The organism is Nocardiopsis deserti (assembly GCF_008638355.1).
GTDB lineage: Bacteria > Actinomycetota > Actinomycetes > Streptosporangiales > Streptosporangiaceae > Nocardiopsis > Nocardiopsis alborubida.
In genome coordinates this window covers 36386-60368 of the sequence record NZ_VWVS01000015.1, presented here as the reverse complement: position 1 = coordinate 60368, position 23983 = coordinate 36386, and the positions used below count along the sequence as shown (strand labels likewise).

Annotated in this window: 24 protein-coding genes and 2 pseudogenes; 15 read left to right on the top strand and 11 right to left on the bottom strand. The window is 73.3% G+C overall.

Annotation, left to right across the window (positions count from 1 at the left end; translation table 11 throughout):
* Window positions 1-179: 179 nt before the first annotated feature.
* Together FYW99_RS20300 and FYW99_RS20295 are read left to right on the top strand one after the other, a co-directional pair.
* Entirely contained in the window at window positions 180-1370 is a 1191-nt protein-coding gene (locus FYW99_RS20300) for an acyl-CoA dehydrogenase family protein (RefSeq protein WP_150253628.1), read from the top strand.
* A 141-nt stretch (window positions 1371-1511) separates the two neighbouring features.
* Window positions 1512-1979: a nitroreductase/quinone reductase family protein gene (locus FYW99_RS20295; protein ID WP_017565686.1), complete on the top strand. Its 468-nt coding sequence runs from the start codon at window positions 1512-1514 to the stop codon at window positions 1977-1979.
* A 142-nt stretch (window positions 1980-2121) separates the two neighbouring features.
* Here FYW99_RS20295 and FYW99_RS20290 read toward each other — a convergent pair whose 3' ends face one another.
* The 6 genes from FYW99_RS20290 to ruvC form a co-directional block, all read right to left on the bottom strand.
* A complete protein-coding gene (locus tag FYW99_RS20290; protein WP_019607013.1) occupies window positions 2122-4299 on the bottom strand; it encodes a RelA/SpoT family protein in 2178 nt (725 codons plus the stop codon).
* A 587-nt stretch (window positions 4300-4886) separates the two neighbouring features.
* Window positions 4887-5441, bottom strand: coding sequence for an adenine phosphoribosyltransferase (locus FYW99_RS20285; protein WP_019607012.1), 555 nt, complete (start codon window positions 5439-5441; stop codon window positions 4887-4889).
* 540 nt (window positions 5442-5981) lie between these two features.
* Entirely contained in the window at window positions 5982-6347 is a 366-nt protein-coding gene (yajC, locus tag FYW99_RS20280; protein WP_223839295.1) for a preprotein translocase subunit YajC, read from the bottom strand.
* 320 nt (window positions 6348-6667) lie between these two features.
* The gene (ruvB, locus tag FYW99_RS20275) at window positions 6668-7819 is read right to left on the bottom strand and encodes a Holliday junction branch migration DNA helicase RuvB (RefSeq protein WP_150253627.1); all 1152 of its coding nucleotides are present in this window, start codon (window positions 7817-7819) and stop codon (window positions 6668-6670) included.
* Window positions 7820-7836: 17 nt separating this feature from the next.
* A complete protein-coding gene (gene ruvA / locus FYW99_RS20270; protein WP_150253626.1) occupies window positions 7837-8457 on the bottom strand; it encodes a Holliday junction branch migration protein RuvA in 621 nt (206 codons plus the stop codon).
* Between the two features lie 50 nt (window positions 8458-8507).
* A complete protein-coding gene (gene ruvC, locus FYW99_RS20265) occupies window positions 8508-9056 on the bottom strand; it encodes a crossover junction endodeoxyribonuclease RuvC (protein ID WP_017565680.1) in 549 nt (182 codons plus the stop codon).
* 312 nt (window positions 9057-9368) lie between these two features.
* Between ruvC and FYW99_RS20260 the strand changes: the two genes are divergently transcribed.
* The 6 genes from FYW99_RS20260 (at window position 9369) to FYW99_RS20235 (ending at window position 14724) form a co-directional block, all read left to right on the top strand.
* Window positions 9369-10160, top strand: a complete 792-nt coding sequence (locus FYW99_RS20260) for an NUDIX hydrolase (protein WP_150253625.1) — start codon at window positions 9369-9371, stop codon at window positions 10158-10160.
* Between the two features lie 17 nt (window positions 10161-10177).
* The gene (locus tag FYW99_RS20255) at window positions 10178-11278 is read left to right on the top strand and encodes a molecular chaperone DnaJ (protein ID WP_150253624.1); all 1101 of its coding nucleotides are present in this window, start codon (window positions 10178-10180) and stop codon (window positions 11276-11278) included.
* 73 nt (window positions 11279-11351) lie between these two features.
* Complete coding sequence (locus FYW99_RS20250; RefSeq protein ID WP_150253623.1) at window positions 11352-12347, top strand: hypothetical protein; 996 nt, start codon at window positions 11352-11354, stop codon at window positions 12345-12347.
* Window positions 12344-13903: an adenylosuccinate synthetase gene (locus tag FYW99_RS20245; protein WP_150253622.1), complete on the top strand. Its 1560-nt coding sequence runs from the start codon at window positions 12344-12346 to the stop codon at window positions 13901-13903. The genes FYW99_RS20250 and FYW99_RS20245 overlap by 4 nt, the downstream gene beginning before the upstream one ends.
* Window positions 13904-14051: 148 nt before the next feature.
* Entirely contained in the window at window positions 14052-14477 is a 426-nt protein-coding gene (locus FYW99_RS20240) for a PPOX class F420-dependent oxidoreductase (protein WP_150253621.1), read from the top strand.
* Window positions 14478-14487: 10 nt separating this feature from the next.
* Entirely contained in the window at window positions 14488-14724 is a 237-nt protein-coding gene (locus FYW99_RS20235) for a hypothetical protein (protein ID WP_150253620.1), read from the top strand.
* A gap of 49 nt (window positions 14725-14773) precedes the next feature.
* On the opposite strand, the gene FYW99_RS20230 is transcribed toward FYW99_RS20235, so the two are convergent.
* The gene (locus FYW99_RS20230) at window positions 14774-15646 is read right to left on the bottom strand and encodes a LysR family transcriptional regulator (RefSeq protein WP_150253619.1); all 873 of its coding nucleotides are present in this window, start codon (window positions 15644-15646) and stop codon (window positions 14774-14776) included.
* Between the two features lie 84 nt (window positions 15647-15730).
* Between FYW99_RS20230 and FYW99_RS20225 the strand changes: the two genes are divergently transcribed.
* From FYW99_RS20225 to FYW99_RS20210, 4 genes are all read left to right on the top strand, one after another.
* Window positions 15731-16624, top strand: a complete 894-nt coding sequence (locus FYW99_RS20225) for an alpha/beta fold hydrolase (protein WP_150253618.1) — start codon at window positions 15731-15733, stop codon at window positions 16622-16624.
* Between the two features lie 207 nt (window positions 16625-16831).
* Complete coding sequence (locus FYW99_RS20220) at window positions 16832-17890, top strand: tartrate dehydrogenase (protein WP_150253617.1); 1059 nt, start codon at window positions 16832-16834, stop codon at window positions 17888-17890.
* A gap of 142 nt (window positions 17891-18032) precedes the next feature.
* Complete coding sequence (locus FYW99_RS20215) at window positions 18033-19292, top strand: NAD(P)/FAD-dependent oxidoreductase (RefSeq protein ID WP_150253616.1); 1260 nt, start codon at window positions 18033-18035, stop codon at window positions 19290-19292.
* A gap of 122 nt (window positions 19293-19414) precedes the next feature.
* Window positions 19415-20287, top strand: coding sequence for an alpha/beta fold hydrolase (locus tag FYW99_RS20210; RefSeq protein WP_150253615.1), 873 nt, complete (start codon window positions 19415-19417; stop codon window positions 20285-20287).
* Between the two features lie 146 nt (window positions 20288-20433).
* Here the strand turns inward: FYW99_RS20210 and FYW99_RS20205 are convergent, their stop codons facing one another.
* Window positions 20434-20703: a hypothetical protein gene (locus FYW99_RS20205; RefSeq protein ID WP_150253614.1), complete on the bottom strand. Its 270-nt coding sequence runs from the start codon at window positions 20701-20703 to the stop codon at window positions 20434-20436.
* On the opposite strand from FYW99_RS20205, the pseudogene FYW99_RS33090 reads away from it, so the two are divergent.
* The 3 genes and pseudogenes from FYW99_RS33090 to FYW99_RS20200 all read left to right on the top strand — a co-directional run.
* Window positions 20648-20896, top strand: a pseudogene (locus tag FYW99_RS33090) (Scr1 family TA system antitoxin-like transcriptional regulator); the annotation flags it as partial. The gene FYW99_RS20205 and the pseudogene FYW99_RS33090 sit on opposite strands and share 56 nt — an antisense overlap.
* Before the next feature lie 88 nt (window positions 20897-20984).
* Window positions 20985-21158 (top strand): hypothetical protein, encoded by a 174-nt coding sequence (locus FYW99_RS31880; protein ID WP_190394737.1) that lies wholly within the window; start codon window positions 20985-20987, stop codon window positions 21156-21158.
* 56 nt (window positions 21159-21214) lie between these two features.
* Window positions 21215-21343: pseudogene (locus FYW99_RS20200) on the top strand (DUF397 domain-containing protein); the annotation flags it as partial.
* Between the two features lie 84 nt (window positions 21344-21427).
* Here FYW99_RS20200 and FYW99_RS20195 read toward each other — a convergent pair.
* The 3 genes from FYW99_RS20195 to pdxS form a co-directional block, all read right to left on the bottom strand.
* Complete coding sequence (locus FYW99_RS20195) at window positions 21428-22177, bottom strand: YebC/PmpR family DNA-binding transcriptional regulator (RefSeq protein ID WP_150253613.1); 750 nt, start codon at window positions 22175-22177, stop codon at window positions 21428-21430.
* Window positions 22174-22782 carry a pyridoxal 5'-phosphate synthase glutaminase subunit PdxT gene (gene pdxT, locus FYW99_RS20190; RefSeq protein WP_017565665.1) on the bottom strand — a complete coding sequence of 203 codons (609 nt, stop codon included), beginning with the start codon at window positions 22780-22782 and terminating at the stop codon, window positions 22174-22176. Before pdxT ends, FYW99_RS20195 begins: the two co-directional genes overlap by 4 nt.
* A gap of 112 nt (window positions 22783-22894) precedes the next feature.
* Window positions 22895-23806, bottom strand: coding sequence for a pyridoxal 5'-phosphate synthase lyase subunit PdxS (gene pdxS, locus FYW99_RS20185; protein WP_150253612.1), 912 nt, complete (start codon window positions 23804-23806; stop codon window positions 22895-22897).
* Window positions 23807-23983 lie beyond the last annotated feature (177 nt).

The following is a 23983-nucleotide window of genomic DNA, read 5'->3' as shown; positions in this document are numbered from 1 at the left end:
GGTCCCACCCGGATCCCGCGCCCGGCACGGAGACCACCTCCCGTCCCCCTCCCGGGTCCCGTACCCGGGCCCGAAGACACCGTCCGCCTCCCGTCCGGGCCCTGGCCCCGGACGCGGATACACCGTCCATCTCCCGCACGGCCGCACCGGCCGTCAGCACCACGAAGGGACACCCGACCATGAGCGACTCCCGAAAGCCCGCCGCCCCGGATCCGCGCGACTTCCTGGCCGTGGACGCCGACCTGTCCGACACCGAGCGCGACGTCCGCGACGCCGTGCGCGACTTCGCCGCGCGCGAGCTGGCGCCGCACGTGGCCGAGTGGTTCGACGCGGGAACCCTGCCCGACCCGCGCGGGCTGGCCCGGGCCTTCGGCTCCCTCGGGGTGCTGGGCATGCACCTGGAGGGGTACGGCTGCGGCGGCTCCAGCGCGGTCGCCTACGGTCTGGCCTGCCGTGAGCTGGAGGCCGTGGACTCGGGCCTGCGCAGCTTCGTGTCGGTGCAGGGCTCGCTGGCGATGGCGGCCATCCACAAGTTCGGCTCCGAGGAGCAGAAGGAGGCGTGGCTGCCGCGCATGGCCGCCGGTGAGGCGATCGGCTGTTTCGGCCTGACCGAGCCCGACTCCGGCTCCGACCCGGGATCGATGCGCACCCGCGCCCGCAGGGACGGGGCGGACTGGGTGCTCGACGGCACCAAGATGTGGATCACCAACGGCTCGGTCGCCGACGTGGTCGTGGTGTGGGCCGCCACCGACGAGGGCGTGCGCGGGTTCGTGGTGCCCGCCGACACGCCCGGGTTCTCGGCCAACGTCATCCACCGCAAGCTGTCGCTGCGCGCGTCCATCACCTCCGAACTGGTGCTGGAGGGCGTGCGGCTGCCCGCCGACGCGGTGCTGCCCGGGTCCCGCGGCCTGGGCTCGCCGCTGTCGTGTCTGAACGAGGCCCGCTACGGCATCGTGTGGGGCGCGGCCGGCGCCGCGCGCGCCTGCTACGAGGCGGCCCTGGAGTACGCGCTGAGCCGCGAGCAGTTCGGCCGGCCCATCGCCGGGTTCCAGCTGACCCAGCGCAAGCTCGCCGACATGGTGGTGGACGTCAACCAGGCGGCCATGACCGCGCTGCGGATCGGGCGCCTGAAGGACGAGGGCCGGTGCCACCACAACCACGTGAGCTTCGGCAAGCTCTCGTGCGTGGCCGCCGCCCAGCGGGTGGCGGCGGCGGCGCGCTCGGTGCACGGCGCCAACGGCATCACCCTGGAGTACCCGGTGATGCGGCACATGGTGAACCTGGAGACGGTCGCCACCTACGAGGGGACCGAGGAGATCCACGCGCTCAGCATCGGCCAGTCGGTGACGGGGATCTCCGCCTTCCGCTGACCGTGCCCCTGCGGGCCCTCCGCTTCGGTCCGTGTCCGGGCCGGTCAGCGGGGACTCGCAGCGGGATGTGCGCCTCCCCCGGTGCCGCCGGGTGCGCGCAGCCACCAGAATGGGGAACAGCCGAGCGAGGGAGTTGCCGAGATGGGGAACGAGCCGACGAAGCGGTTCGAGATGACGGGGCTGCGGCGGACCGCCAACGCCGTCGTCAGCGGCTTCGTCAAGTACGGGGTGTGCCTGCCCGAGTTGCACCTGCTCACCACGCGTGGGCGCAAGTCGGGCTTCCTGCGCACCATCCCGCTCAGTGTGCTGGACAGCGACCGCGGCCGGTTCCTGGTCTCCCCCTACGGGGAGGTGGACTGGGTCCGCAACCTGCGCGGGGACGGCTTCGCGACGCTGCGCCAGGGCGGCTGGATCGAGCTGATCAGCGTGCGCGAACTGGGAGCCGAGGAAGCCGCCCCGTTGCTCAAGGAGTACCTGGACCACCCGCGCTCCGCCGTGGTGGGCCTGTACTTCGAGACACCGCCGGACGCCCCCGAGGAGGCGTTCGCGGCCGAGGCCGACCGCCACCCGGTGTTCGAGATCGTGCGCTCGACCACGATCCGCATCTGACCGGTGCGCGCGGGCACCGGGCTCCCCGCGCGGGCGCCCGGAGCCCGGCCGTGCCGGGCACGGCCGTGCCCGCGCGGCCCCGGACGCGGCGCCGGGACGGGGCCGCCGTACCCGCGGCCTCTTCCCCCGCCGCCCGGCGGGATCAGTTGCGGACGCGGAAGACGTCGTAGACGCCGTCCACACCCCGCACCGCGCGCAGCACGCTGCCCAGGTGGGCGGGGTCGGCCATCTCGAAGGTGAAGCGGCTCTGCGCCACGCGGTCGCGGCTGGTCTGGACGGTCGCGGACAGGATGTTGACGTGCTGGTCGCTCAGCACCCGCGTGATGTCCGACAGCAGCCGGGACCGGTCCAGGGCCTCCACGTGCAGCGCCACCAGGAACATGGAGTCCTCGGTGGGCGACCACTCCACCTTGACCATGCGGTCGGTGTCCAGCGTCGCGGTGTTCACGCAGTCCCGGCGGTGCACCGACACCCCGTTGCCCCGCGTCACGAAGCCGACGATCTCGTCGCCCGGCACGGGGGTACAGCACTTGGACAGGCGCGCCCACACGTCGGCGTCGCCCTCCACGACCACGCCCGGGTTGCCGTGCTGGCGCTGGCGGGTGGCCGCCTTGGTGGGCAGCGCCGACTCGGCGATGTCCTCGGTGTGGCTCTCCAGGCCGCCCATGGAGTCGACGAGCTTGCCGACCACGTGCTGGGCGCTGACCTGGCGCTCCCCCACCGCCGCGTACAGCGAGTCCACGTCCGGGTAGCGCAGGTCGCTGGCCAGGCCGATGATCGCCTCACCGCTGAACAGGCGCTTGACCGGAAGCTCCTGCTTGCGCATGACCTTGGCGATCTCGTCCTTGCCCTGCTCAATGGCGGCCTCGCGGCGCTCCTTGGTGAACCAGTGCCGGATCTTGTTGCGGGCCCGGGCGCTCTTGACGAAGTTCAGCCAGTCGCGGCTGGGGCCGGCGTCGGGCGTCTTGGAGGTGAGGATCTCCACCGTCTCACCGTTGTGCAGCTCGTTCTCCAGCGGCACCAGGCGGCCGTTGATGCGGGCGCCCACGGTGCGGTGGCCGACCTCGGTGTGCACGGCGTAGGCGAAGTCCACGGCGGTGGCGCCCTGGGGCAGCGAGATGACGTCGCCGCCCGGGGTGAAGACGAACACCTCCTGCACCGACAGGTCGAAGCGCAGCGACTCCAGGAACTCGCCCGGGTCCTTGGTCTCCTGCTGCCAGTCGATGAGCTGGCGCAGCCACTGCATGTCGGAGCTGCCCCGGGGCTTGCTCTCGCCGCCGCTGCCCCGGTCCTCCTTGTACTTCCAGTGCGCGGCGATGCCGTACTCGGCGCGCCGGTGCATCGCGCGCGTGCGGATCTGGAGCTCGACCGGGTTGCCCGAGGGCCCTATGACCGTCGTGTGCAGCGACTGGTACATGTTGAACTTGGGCATCGCGATGTAGTCCTTGAACCGGCCGGGCACCGGGTTCCACCGCGCGTGGATGGTCCCCAGGGCCGCGTAGCAGTCGCGGACGCTGTCCACCAGGACCCGCACGGCGATGAGGTCGTAGATCTCGTCGAAGCCGCAGTTGCGGGCGATCATCTTCTGGTAGATCGAGTAGTAGTGCTTGGGCCGCCCGCGCACGGTGGCCTTGAGCTTGGACTCGCGCAGGTCGGCCGAGACCGCCTCGATGACCTCCTGGAGGTAGACGTCGCGGCGCGGGGCGCGCTCGGACACCAGGCGGGCGATCTCGTCGAAGCGCTTGGGGTAGAGGGTGGCGAAGGCCAGGTCCTCCAGCTCCCACTTGATGGTGTTCATGCCCAGCCGGTGGGCGAGGGGAGCGAAGATCTCCAGGGTCTCACGGGCCTTCTTCTCCCGTTTGGCGCGGGAGGGTAGGTAGCGCAGTGTGCGCATGTTGTGCAGCCGGTCGCACAGCTTGATGACCAGCACGCGGATGTCGCGGGCCATGGCCACGACCATCTTGCGCACGGTCTCGGCCTGGGTGGCCTCGCCGTACTTGACCTTGTCCAGCTTGGTGACCCCGTCGACCAGCTCCGCGATCTCGTCGCCGAAGTCCGAGCGCAGCTCGCCCAGGGAGTAGTCGGTGTCCTCGACGGTGTCGTGCAGGAGGGCGGCGGCCAGGGTGGCCTCCTGCATGCCCAGCTCGGCGAGGATCGTGGCGACGGCGAGCGGATGGGTGATGTAGGGGTCACCGCTCTTGCGCTTCTGGTCGCGGTGGTGGTGGGCGGCGACCTCGTAGGCGCGCTCGACCAGCCGCACGTCCACCTTGGGATGGGTGGCCCGCACTGTCTTGATCAGTGGTTCGAGCACCGGGTTCATCGTCACTCCCCGCTGGGCGCCGAGTCGGGCGAGCCTTCTGCGTACTCGCACCGTGGAGGGCGTGGTGGAGGGGGACGGCTGTCGCGTGGCCCCCGCTCCGGAGACGTCGGAGGGCGCCGCTCCGTTCGCGGCGCCCTCCGGCCGGTCTCCCCGTGGTCTTGTGGCGGCGTCCTGCGCACCGGTACCGCCCGTGCGCCCCTGGGGCGCGTCCGGTCGCGGTTCCTGGGAGGCGTCCCGCCGCGTCTCGTCCGTCGGTACCGCCCCGGTCGAGACCACTTCGTTTGGCATGCCTACCTCCCGCGGATCCGTCCGGTCGCGCGGGCGCCGTCAGCGCCGCCCGGCTCCACCGGTGCACGTGTGTCATCAGGGCCAGTCGTGACGTGGCCGCCGCGGTACCTCTCCCACCAGTCTAGTGGGGCCGTTCCCGGCGGGAACGGCCTCGGCCTCCCCGCTCCCGCCGCGCCCGGCGGCGGGTGTGACACTGGCCACCGGGGGCTCACCCCCGGTGGTGGAGTACGTCAACGATGACGGGCCGTCGCGCATTCCCCCGTGGGGAGGGGCGTCGGCCGCGGCGCGGGTCGGCCGGATCAGACCGTGAGGAGGGTGTGCAGCTCCACGTCGGGCACCCTGTCCCGTCCCCGGAGCGCGGAGAGCTCCATCAGGACGGAGAATCCCACGACCGTACCACCCGCCTTGCGGACCAGGTCCACCGCGGCCCTGCCTGTGCCGCCGGTGGCGAGGACGTCGTCGACGATCAACACGCGGCTGCCCGGGGAGACCGCGTCGGCGTGGATCTCGACGGTCGCGGTGCCGTACTCCAGATCATAGGCCTGCCCGATGGTCCGTGAGGGCAGTTTCCCGGCTTTGCGCGCGGGGACGAAGCCGGAGCCCAGCGCCATGGCGACCGGGGCGCCGAAGATGAACCCGCGCGCCTCCAGTCCGACCACGTGGTCGACCCCGGCGGCGCGGAAGGGGGCGGCGAGGCCCTCCACGGCGGCGGCGAAGGCCTCCCGGTGGTTGAGCAGCGGCGTGATGTCCTTGAACAGGACGCCGGGCTTCGGGAAGTCGGGGACGTCGCGGATGTGCGCCCGGATGAGCTCCGGGCTCGGGACGGGCGCCGCGGTGGCGGTGTCGTCGGGCATGTGGGATGGGCCTTCTGCTGGGTTCTCGTGTTGTGGGGGCCGACGGGGCCGGGGCCTTTCCGGGGCGTCGCGGCGGCGGTCCGCGGCGGTCCGGACACGGCGGTACCGGCCCCGTGGGGAGGCCGGTACCGGGGTCGGACGCGCGCGGGCCCCGCCCGCCCCCGCGCGTGCGCGGGGAGCGACGGTCTGGGCCGCCGTGCGGGCTGTCCAGTGGTCTGGCCGGAAACGTTGCTGGTGTGAACCAGGTGGTTTCCTCCGTGATGATCTTGTACTTATAGCGAGGTTGGACGGTCGGAACGCGCTACAAGTACAAGATCACGCTGGGGAGTGTTTTCTGGACCTCCGCTTCGCTTCGGTCCGTGTTCGAGCGCCCGGAGAACAGGAACCTTCGGCGCCTACGGCGGGTTCGCTCGTTCCTCACGAACCCGCCTCCGGCACCTCCAGAACCCTGTGGGCGCCCGAACCGACCCCCCAGCTGAGACCGGTCCAAAAAACAGAACCTAGACGATGCCGAACTGGTGCACCTTTTCGGTCACCGCTCTAGCCCTTGGGCTTGTCGTCGTCGCCGAAATCGGGGCGGTCCTCCACCGGGGTGTCGTCGGCGGCCGGGGTGACGACCTCTCCGACACCGGCCTTGAGCATGCGGATGCGGGTCCCGGGCGCGATCTCCAGCAGGACGTCCTGCTCGTGGATCTCGACGACGGTGGCGAAGATACCGGCCTTGGTCATCACCTCGACACCGGGGACCAGGGCGTTGTGCATCTGCGTCTCCTGCTGGCGGCGCTTCTGGGCCGGGCGCCAGAACAGCAGCCAGAACACCACGAGGATCAGCAGGAACGGGAACAGCATGCCGAGGAGTCCGCCCGTGGGCTCTCCTTCGGCAGCGAGGTGGTAAAGGCCCTGCACGGGGGCGTCCTTCCTGACGTTTCGTCGTGTGGCCGACGGCTGTCGGATCGGACACCGCGACGGCCACCTTCTTCGCATCGGCACGAACCGCGTGGTCCGGACCTGTCCGGCACGTACAACGCGCCAGAGGTCCGGCTCGTTCCACCGGTGTCGAACGACACGTACGGAGCCTTGCCCCGTATCGGCTGTTTCGTCCCAGCTTACGTGGCGTGGGTCACCGGTATCCCACCGGATGAGATCGGAGTGTTAACGGTTCGTCCCCGATCCGCGCGGCCGGAACCCATTGTGCCTGGATCGGGGCCCTGTGTCAGACGCACTGGTCAGGGACTCGCCGTGCCGTTGTTACCGGGGTTGCCAGCGGGGGCGGGGTTGCCCGTGGCACCGCCGCCGTTGGCCGCCGCCGCGCCGAAGGCCGCGTCCGGCGGCGGGGTGAGCCCCATGTGCGCCCAGGCCTGCGGGGTGGCCACCCGGCCGCGCGGGGTGCGGGCCAGGAAGCCGGAGCGGACCAGGAAGGGCTCGGCGACGGTCTCCACCGTCTCGGCCTCCTCCCCCACCGACACCGCCAGCGTGGACAGGCCGACCGGGCCGCCGCGGAACCGTCTCATGAGCACGTCGAGGATGGCGCGGTCCAGCCGGTCCATGCCCAGTTCGTCCACCTCGTAGAGTTCGAGGGCGGCGCGGGCGGTGGCCAGCGACAGCTGTCCGTCCCCGCGCACCTCGGCGTAGTCGCGCACCCGGCGCAGCAGCCGGTTGGCGATCCGGGGGGTGCCGCGCGAGCGTCCGGCGATCTCCACGGCGGCGTCCGCGTCCAGGGGCGCGCCGAGCAGGCCCGCCGAGCGCTGGAGGATCAGCTCCAGCTCCTCGGGGGTGTAGAAGTCCATGTGCGCGGTGAACCCGAAGCGGTCGCGCAGGGGCGCGGGCAGCATCCCCGCCCGGGTGGTGGCCCCGACCAGTGTGAACGGCGCGATGTCCAGCGGGATGGCGGTGGCACCGGGCCCCTTGCCGACCACGACGTCGACCCGGAAGTCCTCCATCGCGACGTAGAGCATCTCCTCGGCGGGGCGGGCCATGCGGTGGATCTCGTCCAGGAAGAGCACCTCGCCCTCCTGGAGGGTGGAGAGCACGGCGGCCAGGTCCCCGGAGCGCTCGATGGCCGGGCCCGAGGTGATGCGCAGCGGGGCCCCCATCTCGGCGGCGATGATCATGGCCAGGGTGGTCTTGCCCAGGCCCGGGCCCCCGGACATCAGGATGTGGTCGGGCGCCCGGTTGCGCCGCCTGGCGCTGTGCAGCACCAGGGAGAGCTGCTCGCGCACGCGTTCCTGGCCGACGAACTCGTCCAGGGCGCGCGGGCGCAGGGCGCCCTCGATCTGGCGCTCGTCCGTGCCCGCGTCGGGCGAGACCGCGTCGCGCTCGTAGGGCGGGGGCCCGCCGGGGGCCGGGCCGCCGGGGTCTTCCTCGTGGAAGTCGTACACGGGGGTTCTCCCTGTTCCTAGGCGCGGCTGAGCCTGCGCAGGGCGCTGCGCAGCAGGACGGCGACGTCGTCGGTGTGCTCGGCCTCGGTCGCCACGGCGGAGGCGGCGGCCTCGGCGTCCTTGGCCGACCAGCCGAGGTTGACCAGGCCGGAGACCACCTGTCCGCGCCACGCGCCGTGGGGTTCGTTCCCGGACCCGGCGGCCTCGGCTCCGGGCAGGGTGCCGTCGGTGAGCACGGGCGCGTCGAGCTTGCCGCGCAGTTCCAGGACGATGCGCTGGGCCCCCTTCCTGCCGATGCCGGGTACCCGGGTGAGGGCGGTGGTGTCCTCGGCGGACACGGCGTGGCGCAGGCTGGAGGGGCTGTGGACCGAGAGCATGGCCAGGGCCAGGCGGGGGCCGACCCCGGAGGCGGTCTGGAGCTGCTCGAACAGGTGCTTCTCGTCGTCGTCGGCGAACCCGAACAGGGTCAGGGACTCCTCGCGCACGACGAGGCTGGTGGCCACGGTCCCGGTCTCGCCCACGTGCAGGCGCGAGAGCGCGGAGGGCGTGCACTGCACGGTCATGCCGACCCCGCCGACGTCGATGACGGCGGTGCCCGCGCCGCGTGCGGCCACCCGGCCGGTGAGGAACGCGATCATCTGGTGTGGGCACCGGGGAGGGTGCCCCTCTCCTTCCTGGGGGCGGGGCGCTAGCGGCCGCGGGTGCGGCGGGCCAGTTCCACCTTGCGGGCGAAGTCCTGCTGGGCCTGGGCGACGCGGGCCTGGGCCCCGCCGCGCCAGATGTGGCAGATGGCCAGGGCGACGGCGTCGGCCGCGTCGGCGGGCTTGGGGGGCCCGTCGAGTCCGAGGATACGCGCCACCATGGTGCCGACCTGCGCCTTGTCCGCGCGGCCGTTGCCGGTGATGGCGGCCTTGGCCTCGCTGGGGGTGTGCATGGCCACGGGCAGGCCGCGGCGGGCTGCGCAGACCAGGGCGATGCCGCTGGCCTGGGCGGTGCCCATGACGGTGCTGAGGTTGTGCTGGGCGAAGACGCGCTCGACGGCGACGGCGTCGGGCTGGTAGCGGTCCAGCCACTCCTCGATGCCGCGCTCGATGCCCACGAGCCGGTGGGGCAGGTCGGTGTCGGGGCTGGTGCGCACGGCGTCGGCGCCGAGCAGGGTGAGCGGTCGGCCGATGGCGCCGTCGACGGCGGCGACACCGCACCGGGTCAGTCCGGGGTCGATCCCCAACACGCGCACGCGCCCCACCCTCATCTTCTCGAACGTCCGTTCGCACACATGCTAGCGGCGGGTACCGACCTCCGCCTCCGGACCACCGCCCGGGCGTGTCCCCATCCGGAGGCGCCGATCCGGACCGGAACCCACCACAGTACGGCCACGGTCACGGGCCGCCCTGCCGCGAGCGTAGTCGCCCGGCCGGGCGCGACCACACGGCTCCGGCCCGCGCCCCGTCTTCGCGTTCCGGAGAAAAGGGATGGACGGGACACCGAACGCGTGCTAAGTTGCTCTCAGTTCGAGAAATACTCGAAATGAGCACAACTGGAGGCGCACGTGGCCGACCCGCGGCGCGAGGACGGCGAGAGCCGGTTCCTCGCCGACTACGACCCGCACGCGTTCGCCCCGGCCGCGATCACCGTCGACGTCGTCGCCCTCACCATCCGGTCGGGCGCGCCGCACGTACTGTTGACGCGGCGTGCCGCGCACCCCCAGCGCGGCTGGTGGGCGCTGCCGGGCGGGTTCGTCCGGGCCCAGGACGGACCGGAGGGCCCCGCCGACCCCGACCTGCCCGACGCCGCCCTGCGCGTGCTCTCGGAGAAGACCCTGCTGCCCACCGAGCTGCACCTGGAGCAGCTGGGCACCTACGGCGCCCGGGACCGGGACCCGCGCATGCGCGTCTTCTCGGTCGCCTACGTCCTGCTGGCCCCCGACCTGCCCGACCCGCACACCGGCCGGGACACCGAGGAGGCCGCCTGGGTCCCCTGGCGCGACCTCGGCCACGGCGACGGCGCCCGCGCCGGACTCGACCTGGCCTTCGACCACGGCCGCGTCCTGGCCGACGCCGTCGAGCGCGCCCGCTCCAAGCTGGAGTACACCCCGCTGGCCACGGCCTTCCTGCCGCCCGCCTTCACCATCACGGCGCTGCGCGAGGTGTACGAGGCCGTGTGGGGCCAGTCCCTGCACGCGGCCAACTTCCACCGCAAGATCCTCGCCGCCCCCGGGTTCGTGGAGGACACCGGGGAACTCGCCGAACGCGGCGGCGCGGGCGGCGGACGGCGCGCCCGGCTCTACCGGGCGGGCGGCGCCGCCCTGCTGCACCCTCCCCTGCTGCGGAGCACGCAGTGACCCCCGAGAGGAGTCCGATGACGGCCACCGGCCCCGCCTTCGAGGACGCCGAGCGCCAGGTCGCCCTGGCGGGCGATCCCGTGGAGCTGTTCGGCCCGCTGCCCGGGGGCGGCGGCGTGCCCCCGGCCGCCACGGCCCGCCACCGCGAGCTCGCCCGCGCGCTGCACCCCGACACGGCGCCGCCCGGAAGCGGCACCGCTCCCTTCGCCCGGCTCTCCGAGTTGTGGGACCTGTACCGGGCGATGGCCGCGGGCGACCTGCGCTTCGACGACCTCACCCTGGCCACCGGCGCGCACGCCTACCGGGTCGGCCGGGAGCGGCTGGCCCGGGGCGACGTGGCCGACCTGTACCCGGTGCGCTACCGGGCCCCGGAGTGGCGCGACGCGGTGCTCAAACTGCCCCGCGCCCCGCGCGACAACGACCTGCTGGAGGCCGAGGCGACCGCGCTGCGCCGCGTCCGGGAGCACGGCCACGAGCGCTACCGGGCCTTCGTCCCCGAACTGGTGGAGTCCTTCAAGCACCGCGACGCCGCCACGGGCGTGGAGCGGCGGGCCAACGTCCTGGGGCGGCTGCACGGCTTCCACACCCTGGCCGAGGTGCGCCGCGCCCATCCCGACGGCGTCGACCCGCGCGACGCGGCGTGGATGTGGCGGCGGCTGCTGGTCGCCGTCGGCAACGCCGCACGGGCGGGGGTGGTGCACGGCGCGGTCGTGCCCGAGCACGTGATGATCCACCCGGCCGAGCACGGCCTGGTCCTGGTCGACTGGTGCTACTCGGTGACGGCGCACGCCCCGCGCACCGCACCGCACGTCCCGGCGATGGTGCCCGGCCGCGAGGACCTCTACCCGCCCGAGGTGGCCGCGCGCCGCCCCGCGCTGGCCCAGACCGACATCCACATGGCGACCCGGTGCGTGGAGTACGTGACCGCGGGCCGCCTGCCCCGGCAGCTGCGGGCCTTCGCGCGCGGCTGCACCCTGCCCGCTCCCGAGCGGCGGCCCCGCGACGGGTTCGCCCTGCTCTGCGAGCTCGACGAGGCGCTGGAGCGCCTCTACGGGCCGCGCCGGTTCCGCCCCTTCGCCATGCCGGAACCGGCGCCGGCACCGGCCGCCGAAGCCTGACCCTCCCGCCCCTCGACCCCCGCCCCCGCCCCCGGCGGCCCGATCCGCCCACCCCGTTCCAAGGAGAACCCCCATGGGAAGCAGCCACTGGTCCACCGACGCCTACCACGCGCGTCAGGCCTACAACTCCTCCGTCGGCTCCAGCAGCTTCGGCTACACCGACGACGTGCTCGCCTCGACCCCGCGCGGTTCCTGGCGGGTCCACGACAGCCTCGACCCCCACGGGGTGGGCGTGCGCGAGAGCCGCGACTCCGCCGAGCACCCCGAGTCGCTGGCCATCTCGGTGCTCTTCGACGTCACCGGGTCCATGCGCAACGTGCCGCGCGTGTTGCAGACCAAGCTGCCCGACCTGTTCGGCCTGCTGCTGCGCAAGGGCTACGTGCGGGACCCGCAGATCCTCTTCGGCGCGATCGGCGACGCCACGTGCGACCGGGCCCCGCTCCAGGTCGGCCAGTTCGAGTCCGGCAACGAGCTGGAGGACGACCTGGGCAACATCCTGCTGGAGGGCGGCGGTGGCGGCCAGGTGACGGAGTCCTACGAGCTGGCCATGTACTTCATGGCCCGGCACACCTCCATGGACTGCCTGGAGAAGCGCGGGCGGCGCGGCCACCTCTTCGTCATCGGCGACGAGATGGCCTACGGGGCGGTCAAGGCGCGGGAGGTGCGCGAGGTGATCGGCGACGACGTCACCGAGGACATCCCCTTCCCGCGGATCCTGGCCGAGCTGCGGCGCAGCTTCGAGGTGTACTTCATCATGCCGACCGGCAGCGGGCACTTCCACAACGACAAGGTCCGCGGCTTCTGGGACACCCACCTGGGCCAGAACGTCATCTACCTGGACGACCTCGACGCGGTGTCGGAGACCATCGCGGTCACCGTCGGACTCGCCGAGGAGGCCATCGACCTGGAGAGGGGCCTGGCCGACCTGGCCGAGGCGGGCTCGGACGCGGGCGAGGCGGTGGGCAGGGCGCTGCGGACGCTGTCCGCGAGCCGCGGCCCCGTGGTCGTGGCCGACGCCCCGGGCGGACTCGGCGGCCCGGCCGACGCGGGCGGGGTGGACCGGCTGTGACCGGCGCGACCACCCCGTGGGCCGACGGGAACGCCGTCGTCGTCGACCTGGGGTTCGGTGACGCGGGCAAGGGCGTGACGGTCGACCTGCTGTGCGCGCGGCGGCGCTTCGGCGCCGTCGTGCGCGCCAACGGGGGCGCCCAGGCCGCGCACAACGTGGTGACCCCCGACGGCCGCCACCACACGTTCGCGCAGTTCGGCGCGGGCACACTGGCCCCAGGCGGCCCGGTGCCCACGCACCTGTCGCGGCTGATGGTGGTGGACCCCTTCGCCCTGGCCGCCGAGGCCGGGCACCTGGCCTCGCTCGGTGTGCCCGACCCGTTCGCGCTGGTCACCGTGGACCGCCGTGCGCTGATCAGCACGCCGTGGCACCGGGCGGCCAACCAGACGCGGGAGCGGGCGCGGGGCGAGGCCCGGCACGGCTCCTGCGGGATGGGGGTGGGCGAGACCGTGGCCTACGCCCTGGCCCGGCCCGAGGACGCGCCGACCGCCGGCGACTGCGCGCGGCCGGACGTGCTGCGCCGCAAGCTGCGCCGTCTGGCCGACCACCTGCACGCGGTGCGCCGCGCCCTGGAGCCTCCGGGCGCGGCGCGGACCGCACCGGGCACCACGGGCACGGCAGCCATCGCGGGAAGTCCTCCGGACGTGACGGGTCCGGGGACCGCTGCGAAAGCCGCGCCGGGCGCCACGGGCGCGGGAACCCGGTTCGGGGACACGGCGGCCGGGCCCGGGGCGGCGGCCTCCGGAGCGGCCCCGGACCTTCCCGCCGGGGTCCGGCCCGAGGCCGACCCCGACGTCGAGGAGTGCGTCGAGGCCTACCTGGCCTTCGCGCGGCGAGTGCGGCTGGTGGACGAGGACCACCTGCCCCGGCTGCTCGCCCGCTCCCCCGTGGTGTTCGAGGGGGCGCAGGGGGTGCTGCTGGACGAGTGGCACGGGTTCCACCCGTATACCACCTGGTCCACGACGACCACCGCGAACCCGCTCGCGCTCCTGTCCGAGGCCGGACGCCCCGGCGACGCCCGACGTGTCGGTGTGGTGCGCGCCTACACCACCCGGCACGGCGCGGGCCCGCTCGTGGCCGAGGACCCGGAACTGGGCGCGGTGCTGACCGAGGCACACAACGGCGCGCACCCGTGGCAGGGGGCGTTCCGGGTGGGGCACTTCGACGCGGTGGCGCACCGGTACGCGCTCGCCGCCACCGGCGGGGTGGACTCGCTCGTGGTCACGCACGCCGACGCCCCCGCGCGGGCGGGCGGGAGGCTGCGCTGGTGCACGGGCTACACCGCACCGGACGGGTCCGCCCTGGAACCGGTTCCGGCACCGGCCCCGGCGCCCACCCGTCCGGGCGCCGCGCTGACGGGCGCGGCGATGGCGGACGCCGCGGTGCGCCTGGACCGGCAGGAGCGGCTGGCCCGCGCCCTGCTGGCGGCGCGGCCCGTGCTCGCCCCCATGCCCGCCTCCCCCGCCGAGGCCGTCGGCGAGGAGCTGGGGCTGGCCCTGGAGGCGGTGTTCTCGGGCCCGACCCGCGCCGACGCCCGCGTCCCGTCGCGGGTCTGACCGCCCCCGTCCCGGCGGGACCGGTTCCGACGGGCGGCGGACACCCGTGTCGCGCGGATCGTACCGGCACGCGGGAACGCGCCGACACGCGGGCGGCCCGGCGCCATGTCCCCTGGAGGGTTGGCGAACCGCGCACTAGCGTGGGGCCGTGACTTCTCTCTCCGACCCCCGGGTCCGCGACTTCCTTCTCCAGGGCACCCGTACCGGGATGCTCGCCTACACCGCCTCGGACGGACGACCGCTGGCGGCGCCGGTGTGGTTCGTCGTCGAGGACGGCGACATCGTCTTCAACACCGGGGCCTCCACCGCGAAGGGCCGGTCCATCGCGCGCGACCCCAGGGTGGCGCTCACCGTGGACCTGCCCGAGCCGCCGTACGCCTTCGTGCAGGTGCAGGGCGAGGCCGTCGTCTCCGAGGACCCCGACGAGCTGGTGCGCACCGCGACCGCGATCGCCCGCCGGTACGTGGGGCCGGAGCAGGACGAGGAGTTCGGGCGGCGCAACGGCGTCCCCGGCGAACTCGCGGTGCGGCTGCGCCCGACCAGGGTGGTCTCCGCCTTCGACATGACCGGCTGAGCGCCCGCGTGTGAGCATTCCCGGGGACGCGGCCCTGTTCATCTACAACGATGACGAGAAGAAGCTGTACTACAGCCTCAGGCCGAACAGCGCGGGTGATCGCGGCTTCATCACCGACTGCAGGTCCCTGGGCGACGCGGTGGCGGTACTGCGCCAACACGGCTTCGGAGTCAACGCGTCAGATTTCGGCCTGGGCGGACTCAACCCGTCAGATCCCGAAGAACTGATGAGCCCGAACCACCGGTGAGGACATTGCTTCGGGGTTCGCTCAGCGGTCTCGGGCCTACTCCGCGTGGTCAGCCCACCGCGTGGGCCGCGAACGCCTCCGCGGCCGCGGTGAGCGGCCCCCTCCTGCTGATCAGGGACACGTGCAGGTGACCGGTGGGCTCCAGGTCCAGCACCAGCGCCCCGGCCCGCTCGGCCAGGTCCCGCCAGGCGTCGGTGACCACCGCGATCCCGGCCCCGCCCAGCACCAGCGGCAGGAGGGACACCCGGTGCTCGCTCTCCACGGCGACCCGGGCGTCCAGGCCGTCCGCGACCAGTTCGTCGACGAACCGGCGCATGCCCGAGCCGTGCTGCCCCACGATCAGCCGCTGGCCCTCCAGCCGCTCGGCGCGCACAGTCTCCCCGGCGCAGAAGGGCCCGTCGGGCGGGGCGAGCAGCACGAAGCTCTGGCACACCAGCGGATGGGCGCGCACCCCCGTTCCCGCGAACGGCCCGGAGGTGGCCACCACACCGAGCTCGCAGGCGCCGGTGCGCACCATCTCGACGGCGTCGCGCGTGGTCAGCGCGCTCCGGACCGACACCGACACCTCCGGGTGGCGCCGGGTGAAGCCCGCCACCAGACCGGTCAGCGGCTCGATCGCCTGGGTGGGCAGCACGGCCACGTCCACCCGGCCTCCGCGCAGCTCCCGGACCGACTCGACCGCCGAGCGGGCCAGGTCCAGGGCGCGCACCGCCTCGCGGGCGGGCTCGATCAGCGCGCGGCCCGCCTCGGTCAGCACCACGCGGCGGCCGATGCGGTGGAAGAGGTCGCTGCCCAGGTCGCGTTCCAGGGCCCGGACCGCCTGCGACAGGGACGGCTGGGACAGGTACAGGGCCGAGGCCGCACGGTTCACCCCGCCGTGGTCGACCACGGCCAGGAAGTACTCCAGCTGCCGGACGTCCACCGCTTCTCCTTATAGGCCGGTCCTATCAACGATATCGGCAGCCGGTCTTGGACGCCCGCGCACCCGGCCTGCTGGAATCCACCCATGGACCTCCTTCCCTCCGGGTTCGCCCGCCGCACCGTGGACGCCGGGGGCGTGCGCGTCAACGTCCGCCTGGGCGGGGACGGCCCCCCGCTCCTGCTGCTGCACGGCTACCCGCAGACGCACCTGATCTGGCACCGCGTCGCACCGCTCCTGGCGGACCGGTTCACGGTGGTCATGACCGACCTGCGCGGCTACGGGGACAGCGACAAGCCCGCATCCGACGAGCGACACGCCCCCTACGCCAAACGGGCCATGGCGCGGGACCAGTACCTGGTCATGCGCGAACTGGGCTTCGACTCCTTCGCCGTGGCGGGCCACGACCGCGGCGGCCGGGTCGGCCACCGCCTCGCCCTGGACCACCCGGAGGCGGTGACGGCGCTGTGCGCGCTGGACATCGTGCCGACCCGGTACGCCTTCGAGCACGCCGACGCCGAGTTCGCCCTCGGATACCACCACTGGTTCTTCCTCGCGGCGGGCAACGGCATCCCCGAGCACCTCATCGGGCAGGACCCGGACTTCTGGGTCCGTACCCGGATGGAGGCGCGCCACCACGGCGGCACCCCCTTCACGCCCGCAGCCGTGGACGAGTACGTGCGCTGCTTCCGCGACCCGGCCGCCATCCACGCCTCGTGCGAGGACTACCGGGCGGCGGCCTCCATCGACCTGGAACACGACCGGGCCGACGCCGGGCGCCGCCTGGAGTGCCCGGTCCTGCTGCTGTGGGGGCGGCACAGCTTCGTGGGCCGCCACTACGACGTGCCGGGCGCCTGGAGCGGGTACGCCCGGGACGTGCGGGGCCACGCGCTGGACTGCGACCACTACGTGCCCGAGGAGGCGCCCGAGGCCACGGCACGGCACCTGCGCGCGTTCCTGGGCGGGGGTTGCGCGACCTGAGCACGGACCCCCGGCGCCGGATTCGACCCCCTCGCCCCGAACACGGGGGTCGCGCTCCCTGAGTGCGGTCTCCGCGTCCCACCCGACACGCCCGACACGCCCGCCCAGCGACCCGCGCCCGCCCCTCCCGGCCGGGCTCCGGACCCTCCCCCCTGCCGTCCCCGCACCTCCCCGAACACCCCGAACACCCCTTGGAAGGACACCGCCATGAAGCACTACCGCGTCGCCACGATCCCCGGTGACGGCATCGGCAAGGAGGTCCTGCCTCCCGCGCGGGCCGTCCTGGACCGGATCGGCGCCCACCACGCGCTCTCCTTCTCCTACGACGAGTTCGACTGGTCCTGCGCGCGCTACCTGGCCGAGGGCGCCATGATGCCCGACGACGGCCTGGACCGGATCCGCCACCACGACGCCGTCCTGCTGGGCGCCGTGGGCTGGCCCGGCGTCCCCGACCACGTGTCGCTGTGGGGGCTGCTCATCCCCATCCGCCGCGGTTTCCACCAGTACGTCAACCTGCGGCCGATCAGCGTCCTGGAGGGGGTGCCCAGCCCGGTCGCGCGGGCACTGCCCGGCGAGGTCGACTTCGTGGTCGTGCGCGAGAACAACGAGGGCGAGTACTCGCGCGTGGGCGGCCGGGTCCACGAGGGCACCCCGTACGAGGCGGCCCTCCAGGAGGCGGTGTTCACCCGCAGGGGCGTGGAGCGGGTGCTCGACCACGCCTTCACCCTGGCCGGACGGCGCGGCGGGAGGCTGACCTCGGCCACCAAGTCCAACGGCATCGTGCACACCATGCCGTTCTGGGACGAGCTGGTGGCCGAGCGCGCGGCGCACCACCCGGAGGTGGCCTGGGAACAGGAGCACATCGACGCCCTGGCAGCCAAGATCGTCCTGGACCCGGCGCGGTTCGACGTCATCGTGGGCTCGAACCTGTTCGGCGACATCCTCAGCGACCTGGCCGCCGCCGTGGCGGGCGGTATCGGCGTGGCGCCGTCGGCCAACCTCAACCCCGAGCGCGAGTACCCGTCGATGTTCGAGCCCGTGCACGGTTCGGCGCCCGACATCGCGGGCAAGGGGCTGGCCAACCCGCTGGGGGCCATCTGGTCGGCGTCGATGATGCTCGACCACCTGGGCCACCCCGAGGCGGGCGCGCAGGTCATGGACGCGGTCCGCGCCGTCCTGGCCACCTCTCCCGTGCGCACGGCCGACCTGGGCGGCAGCGCGGGCACGGACGAGTTCACCGCCGAGGTGCTCTCCCGCCTGCCCTGACCGGGACGCGGACCCCGCCACCCCCTTTGTCTGACGGACACAGGGAACCCACCCCTGCTTGTCGCTTCCCGACAAGGCCTCCGCCCCGGAAAGCGAGCATGGTGGGAACCGACAGACGCGGTGAACAGGGGGAACCGGAGCGATGGCGGACGTGGGGCGTGTCGGCGGGGTCCAGCACGTGCTGGTCGTGGGCGCGGGGGTGGTCGGCCTGTCGACGGCCTGGTTCCTCCAGGAGCACGGCGTCCGCGTCACCGTCGTGGACCGGGACGGGGTCTGCTCCGGAGCCTCCTGGGGCAACGCCGGATGGCTCTCACCGGGCCTGGCCATCCCCCTCAACGAGCCGGGCGTGCTGCGCTACGGCCTGCGCTCCCTGCTCGACCGCGACGCGCCCCTGTCGGTCCCGCTGTCGCCCTCGCCGGACCTGTGGCTGTTCCTGGCCCGCTTCGCCGCGCACTGCCGCTGGGACTCGTGGGAGAGGGCCGTACGCGCCAACCTCGCCCTCAACACCGGGGCCCTGGACGCCTTCGACACCCTGGCCAAGGGCGGCGTGGAGACCACGGAGGTCACCGGGCCCATCACCGCCCTCTTCCGCTCCCCGCGTTCGGCCGTCGCTCTCCTGCGCGAGCTGGACCGGATCGCGGCCTCGGGGCTGGACGTCGACCACGCCGCCCTCACCGGAGCGGCGGTCCGCGAGGTCCTCCCCCACGCCTCGGGTGCCGTGGGGGCGGCGGTGCGCCTGGACGGACAGCGCCACGTCGACCCCGGCACCCTCGTCCACAACCTGGCGGCCTCGGTGCGCGAGCGCGGCGGTCGGGTCCGCACCGGGTTCGAGGCGGTCGGCCTCCGCCGGGAGGAGGGCGCGGTCGTCACCGTCTCCGGCGCCGGCGAACGGATCCGCTCCGACGCGGTCGCGGTGTGCACGGGCGCCTGGTTCGACCGGCTGGCCGCCGAACACGGCGTACGCGCCCGGGTCCGCGCCGGGCGGGGTTACTCCTTCACCGTCCCCACCGACGAGCCGGTGCCCGGCCCCGTCTACCTGCCGGAGGCCCGCGTGGCGTGCACCCCCTACCAGGGGGCGCTGCGGGTCGCGGGGACCATGGAGTTCCGGGGCCCCGACGACGCGCTCGACCCGCGACGGGTCGAGGCCATCGAGCGCTCGGCCAGCCCCTACCTCAGGGGGGTGCGCTGGAAGGAGCGCACCGACACCTGGGTGGGGCCCAGGCCGGTCACCTCCGACGGCGTGCCCCTGGTGGGGGCCGCCCGCACCCCCGGCGTCTACGTCGCGGGAGGACACGGAATGTGGGGGCTCACACACGGCCCGGTCACCGGTGGCCTCCTGGCCGAGCAGATCGCGACCGGCGTCCGCCCGCGCGCGCTGGAGGCGCTCGACCCGCTGCGCTGAACCCCCTGCTTCCGGCACCGGTGTCCCCGAGGGGCGCCGGTCCTTCCGTGCGCGGGACACACCCGCGTCCTTTCCGACGTCCCCGTTCCCACCGGGACGTCCCCGCCCTGAGAAGGTGAACGATGTCCACGCTGTCCCTCACCCGGGTCTACCGGTCCGACGCCGGTGAGATCGCGGTGCGCTCCTGGTGCGAGCGGACACTGGGCGGGGCCCGTGACCTGCGCTCGCCGGGGGCGGTGACCGCCGCCGGACGCGCGACCCGGGTGCACGTCCTGCCGGGCGGGCCGGGGACTCCCGTCCTGCTGCTGTCCGGAGCCCTCCTCGGGTCGGCGAACCTGGTCGCGACCGCGCGGGTGCTCCGCGCCGACCGGACCGTGCTCCTGGCCGACCTGCCCGGACACCCGGGCACGAGCGACTCCCGGCGCCCCCTGCTCGGACGGGCGGACGCCTACGGCGCCTGGTTGGACGCGCTGTTACCCCAGGTCACCTCCGAACCGGTGATCCTGCTCGGGCACTCGACGGGTGCCGCGGCCGCCCTGGCGGCGATGCCCTCCCCGCTCTTGGCGGGGCTCGTGCTGGTCGGTCCGGCGGGTCTGGCCGCCCCCGTCATGGACGGCGAGAGGCTGCGCGCCACGTTCTCCTGGCGGCTCTCACCGGGCGAGCGGACCAGCTCGCGGCTCCTGGGCCTGCTCAGCGGGCCCGTCGCCGCGGGCAGCACCACCCACCCGCTCACGGAGTGGGCGACCATGGTCGGACGCCACTGCCGCCCCAGCCCGGTCCCGGGCATACTGCGGGGCGAGGACTTCCGGGACTGGTCGGGCACACCCGTCACGGTGGCCACCGGAGCCCACGACCGCGTCTTCACCCCCGCGCTGCTGCGCGGTGCGGTGCACAGGCTGCTGGGCACCGACGTGCGCACGATCGCGAGCGCGGGCCACCTCGCGCTCCACGAGGCGCCCGCGCGCGTTCGCGACCTGCTGCGGGAGGTCGCCTGACCGGAGGATCAGCCGATCTCGGCCAGAACCGGCTGCGATGGCCCTGACCAACGGAGCACATGCTTCCGGGTCCGCCTCCGACGTACCGGTGCCCCTCCGTCCCGGCCGGATGGAGGGGCACCGGTGTGCTGGGCGGCGCGGAATCCTCACCCGTGTGCGCCCCGGGGTTCCGTATCCAGCACGCGTACCAGGAAACCGGCCAGTGCCAGGGCCTTGGTGCCCGCGTCGAGTTCGCCGTCACCGCTGACGCTCCACTCGGCGCTGCGGTCCTCCTTGACGTCGACCTCCAGCGTCAGCCGCCCGCCCGGCCTCCGGGCTTCGAGGTGGGCGGGGTCGTCCACATCGGGACCCTCCACCTCCATCCCGGCGGCGCGCAGGAGCGAGGCGTACGCGCGCTCGCTGACGCTGGTCGCCAACAGGCACTCCACGAAACGGGAGATCGAACGCTGGGTCGACCTCCGCATGGACCGCCAGCAAGTTCTTGGTCGCGATGAGCCGATCCGTATGTCCGTAGTTCTTGACGAGGCCATTCTCAGGCGTCCGGTGGGCGGGCCACAGGTCATGTCGGCACAGCTCCGGCGCCTGCTGGACGTGGTGGGTCTACCGCACGTCGATCTTCGGGTGCTGCCGTTCAGCGTCGGTGCTCACTCCGGTCCGGACGGTCCCCTTATCCGGACGGTCCCCCACCCTCATCAAGATGGCCGAACCGTTTCCCGAGGTCGCGCATATCGAGAGTCCCGCTGGCTCCATCTACCCGGAAACCGACGCCGTGGACCGATGCGCGGACACCTGCGATGGGTTGCAACAGCACAGTCTCCACGCCCAGGACACCGCCGCGCTCCTCGCGGCCGCAGAGAAGGAACTCCGATGAGCAGGGACAAGGCGGCCACCGTCCTTCCGGTCGCCTGACACGTCAGCAGTCACCGTGTCAACGGCAGCGGCCAGTGCGTGGAGGCAGGCCCCTTCACCGACGGGTCCGCGGCCCACGCGGTACGCGACTCCGTCAACCGCGACCACGGACACCTCGCCTTCGACACCGCTGGATGGGCGGCGTTCGTGGGTGGCGTCACCGGCCAGGACCCCGAAACGCCTGTGGCCGCGGCCCCGAGAGGCGCGGCCACAGGCGTCGGTTCCGAAGGGTCAGCCGATCTCCGCCATGACCTCGTCGGGGATGTCGGCGTTGGTGAAGACGTTCTGCACGTCGTCGGAGTCCTCCAGCGCGTCCACCACCCGCATGACCTTCTTGGCGGTCTCGGCGTCGACCGGGACCTCCATGGTCGGCAGGAAGCTGGACTCGGCGGAGTCGTACTCGATGCCCGCCTCCTGGAGCGCGGTGCGCACGGCGACCAGGTCGGTGGCCTCGCAGACGATCTCGAAGACGTCGCCCAGGTCCTCGACGTCCTCGGCACCGGCTTCCAGCACCGCCAGGGTCACGTCGTCCTCGGTGGTGCCCTCCTTGGACACGATGACGACGCCCTTGCGGTTGAAGAGGTAGGACACCGAACCGGCGTCGGCCATGTTGCCGCCGTTGCGGGTCACGGCCACGCGCACCTCGGAGGCGGCGCGGTTGCGGTTGTCGGTCAGGCACTCCACCAGCAGGGCTACGCCACCGGCGGCGTAGCCCTCGTACATGATGGTCTGCCACTCGGCGCCGCCCGCCTCCTCGCCGGAGCCGCGCTTGCGGGCGCGCTCGATGTTGTCGAGCGGTACGGAGCTCTTGCGCGCCTTCTGGATGGCGTCGTAGAGCGTCGGGTTCCCGTCGGGGTCCCCACCGCCGGTCCGCGCGGCCACCTCGATGTTCTTGATCAGCTTGGCGAAGAGCTTGCCGCGCTTGGCATCGATGACGGCTTTCTTGTGCTTGGTGGTGGCCCACTTGGAGTGGCCGCTCATGAATGTCCTTTCACGATGTCGACGAAGAGGCGGTGGATGCGCGTGTCGCCGGTCAGTTCGGGATGGAAGGACGTGGCCATCAGGCCGCCCTGCCGTACGGCGACGATCCTACCGGCCTCGTCGGGACCGGGGACTGCACCGAGCACCTCGACCCCGGGCCCGACCGACTCCACCCAGGGCGCGCGGATGAACACCGCGTCGAAGGGGTCGCCCCCCAGGCCGTCGATGTCCACGGCGGCCTCGAAGGACTCGGTCTGGCGCCCGAACGCGTTGCGGCGCACCGTCATGTCGATCCCGCCGACGGTCTGCTGGTCGGCGGTCCCGCCCAGGATGCGGTCGGCGAGCATGATCATCCCGGCGCACGTGCCGTAGGCGGGCATCCCCGCGGCGATCCGCTTGCGCAGCGGTTCCATCAGGCCGTAGCGGACGGCCAGCTTGGACATGGTGGTGGACTCCCCGCCGGGGACGACCAGCCCGTCCAGGGTGTCGAGCTGGTCGGGGGAGAGCACCTTGACGGTGTGCGCGTCCAGGGCCTGGAGCGCGCGCAGGTGTTCGGCGACGTCGCCCTGGAGGGCGAGGACGCCGATGGTGGGTCTGGCGGTCAAGTACGGCCTCACTCGTGGACGTAGGCTCGTGTTCTCCTGCAAGCGGGCGGCGGGGCCGGTCGCGGCCCCGCCGCCCGCATGGCGGGCGCGACGGGCGACCGTCGTGCGGCGGCTACCAGCCGCGGCCGGCGTAGCGCTGGGAGTCGGACAGGTCGTCCAGGTTGATGCCGACCATCGCCTCGCCCAGACCACGGGACACGCGCGCGATGACCGCGGGGTCCTCGTAGTGCAGGGTGGCCTGCACGATGGCGTCGGCACGCCTGGCCGGGTCACCGGACTTGAAGATGCCAGAGCCCACGAACACGCTCTCGGCGCCGAGCTGGCGCATGAGCGCGGCGTCGGCCGGGGTGGCCACGCCTCCGGCGGAGAACAGCGGGACCGGGAGCTTGCCCAGCGCCGCCACCTCCTTGACGACCTCGTAGGGGGCGCGCAGCTCCTTGGCCGCGCCGAACAGCTCGGCCTCGTCCAGGGTGCCCAGGCGCCGGATCTCGCCGCGGATGGAGCGCATGTGACGGGTGGCCTCGACGACGTTGCCGGTACCGGCCTCACCCTTGGAGCGGATCATGGCCGCGCCCTCGGCGATGCGGCGCAGCGCCTCGCCCAGGTTGGTCGCCCCGCACACGAACGGGACGGTGAAGGCCCACTTGTCGATGTGGTGGGCCTCGTCAGCCGGGGTGAGGACCTCGGACTCGTCGATGAAGTCGACGCCGAGCGACTCCAGGACCTGGGCCTCGACGAAGTGGCCGATGCGGACCTTGGCCATGACCGGGATGGAGACGGCCTCGACGATGCCGTCGATCATGTCGGGGTCGGACATGCGGGCGACGCCGCCGTCCCTGCGGATGTCGGCGGGGACGCGCTCCAGCGCCATGACCGCGACGGCACCGGCGTCCTCGGCGATCCTGGCCTGCTCGGGCGTGACGACGTCCATGATGACGCCGTTCTTGAGCTGCTCGGCCATGCCGCGCTTGACACGCTCGGTACCGACGGCGTTGTCGGAGGTGTTCGATGCGTTGTTGGCCACGGTGGTGGACTCCCGTTGTCTCGGTTCTGCTGAGGGCTGCCTTCGGGCAGCGGAGTCGACGGCCCCACGCGGCGGTACGCGGGCACCGTCGGCGCCGCGCACCCAGGTCGACCAGCCCCTCATCCTACTTCCACCCCCTTTCGAGGGTTTTGGCCAGATCGGTGTTTTCCCGGGTCC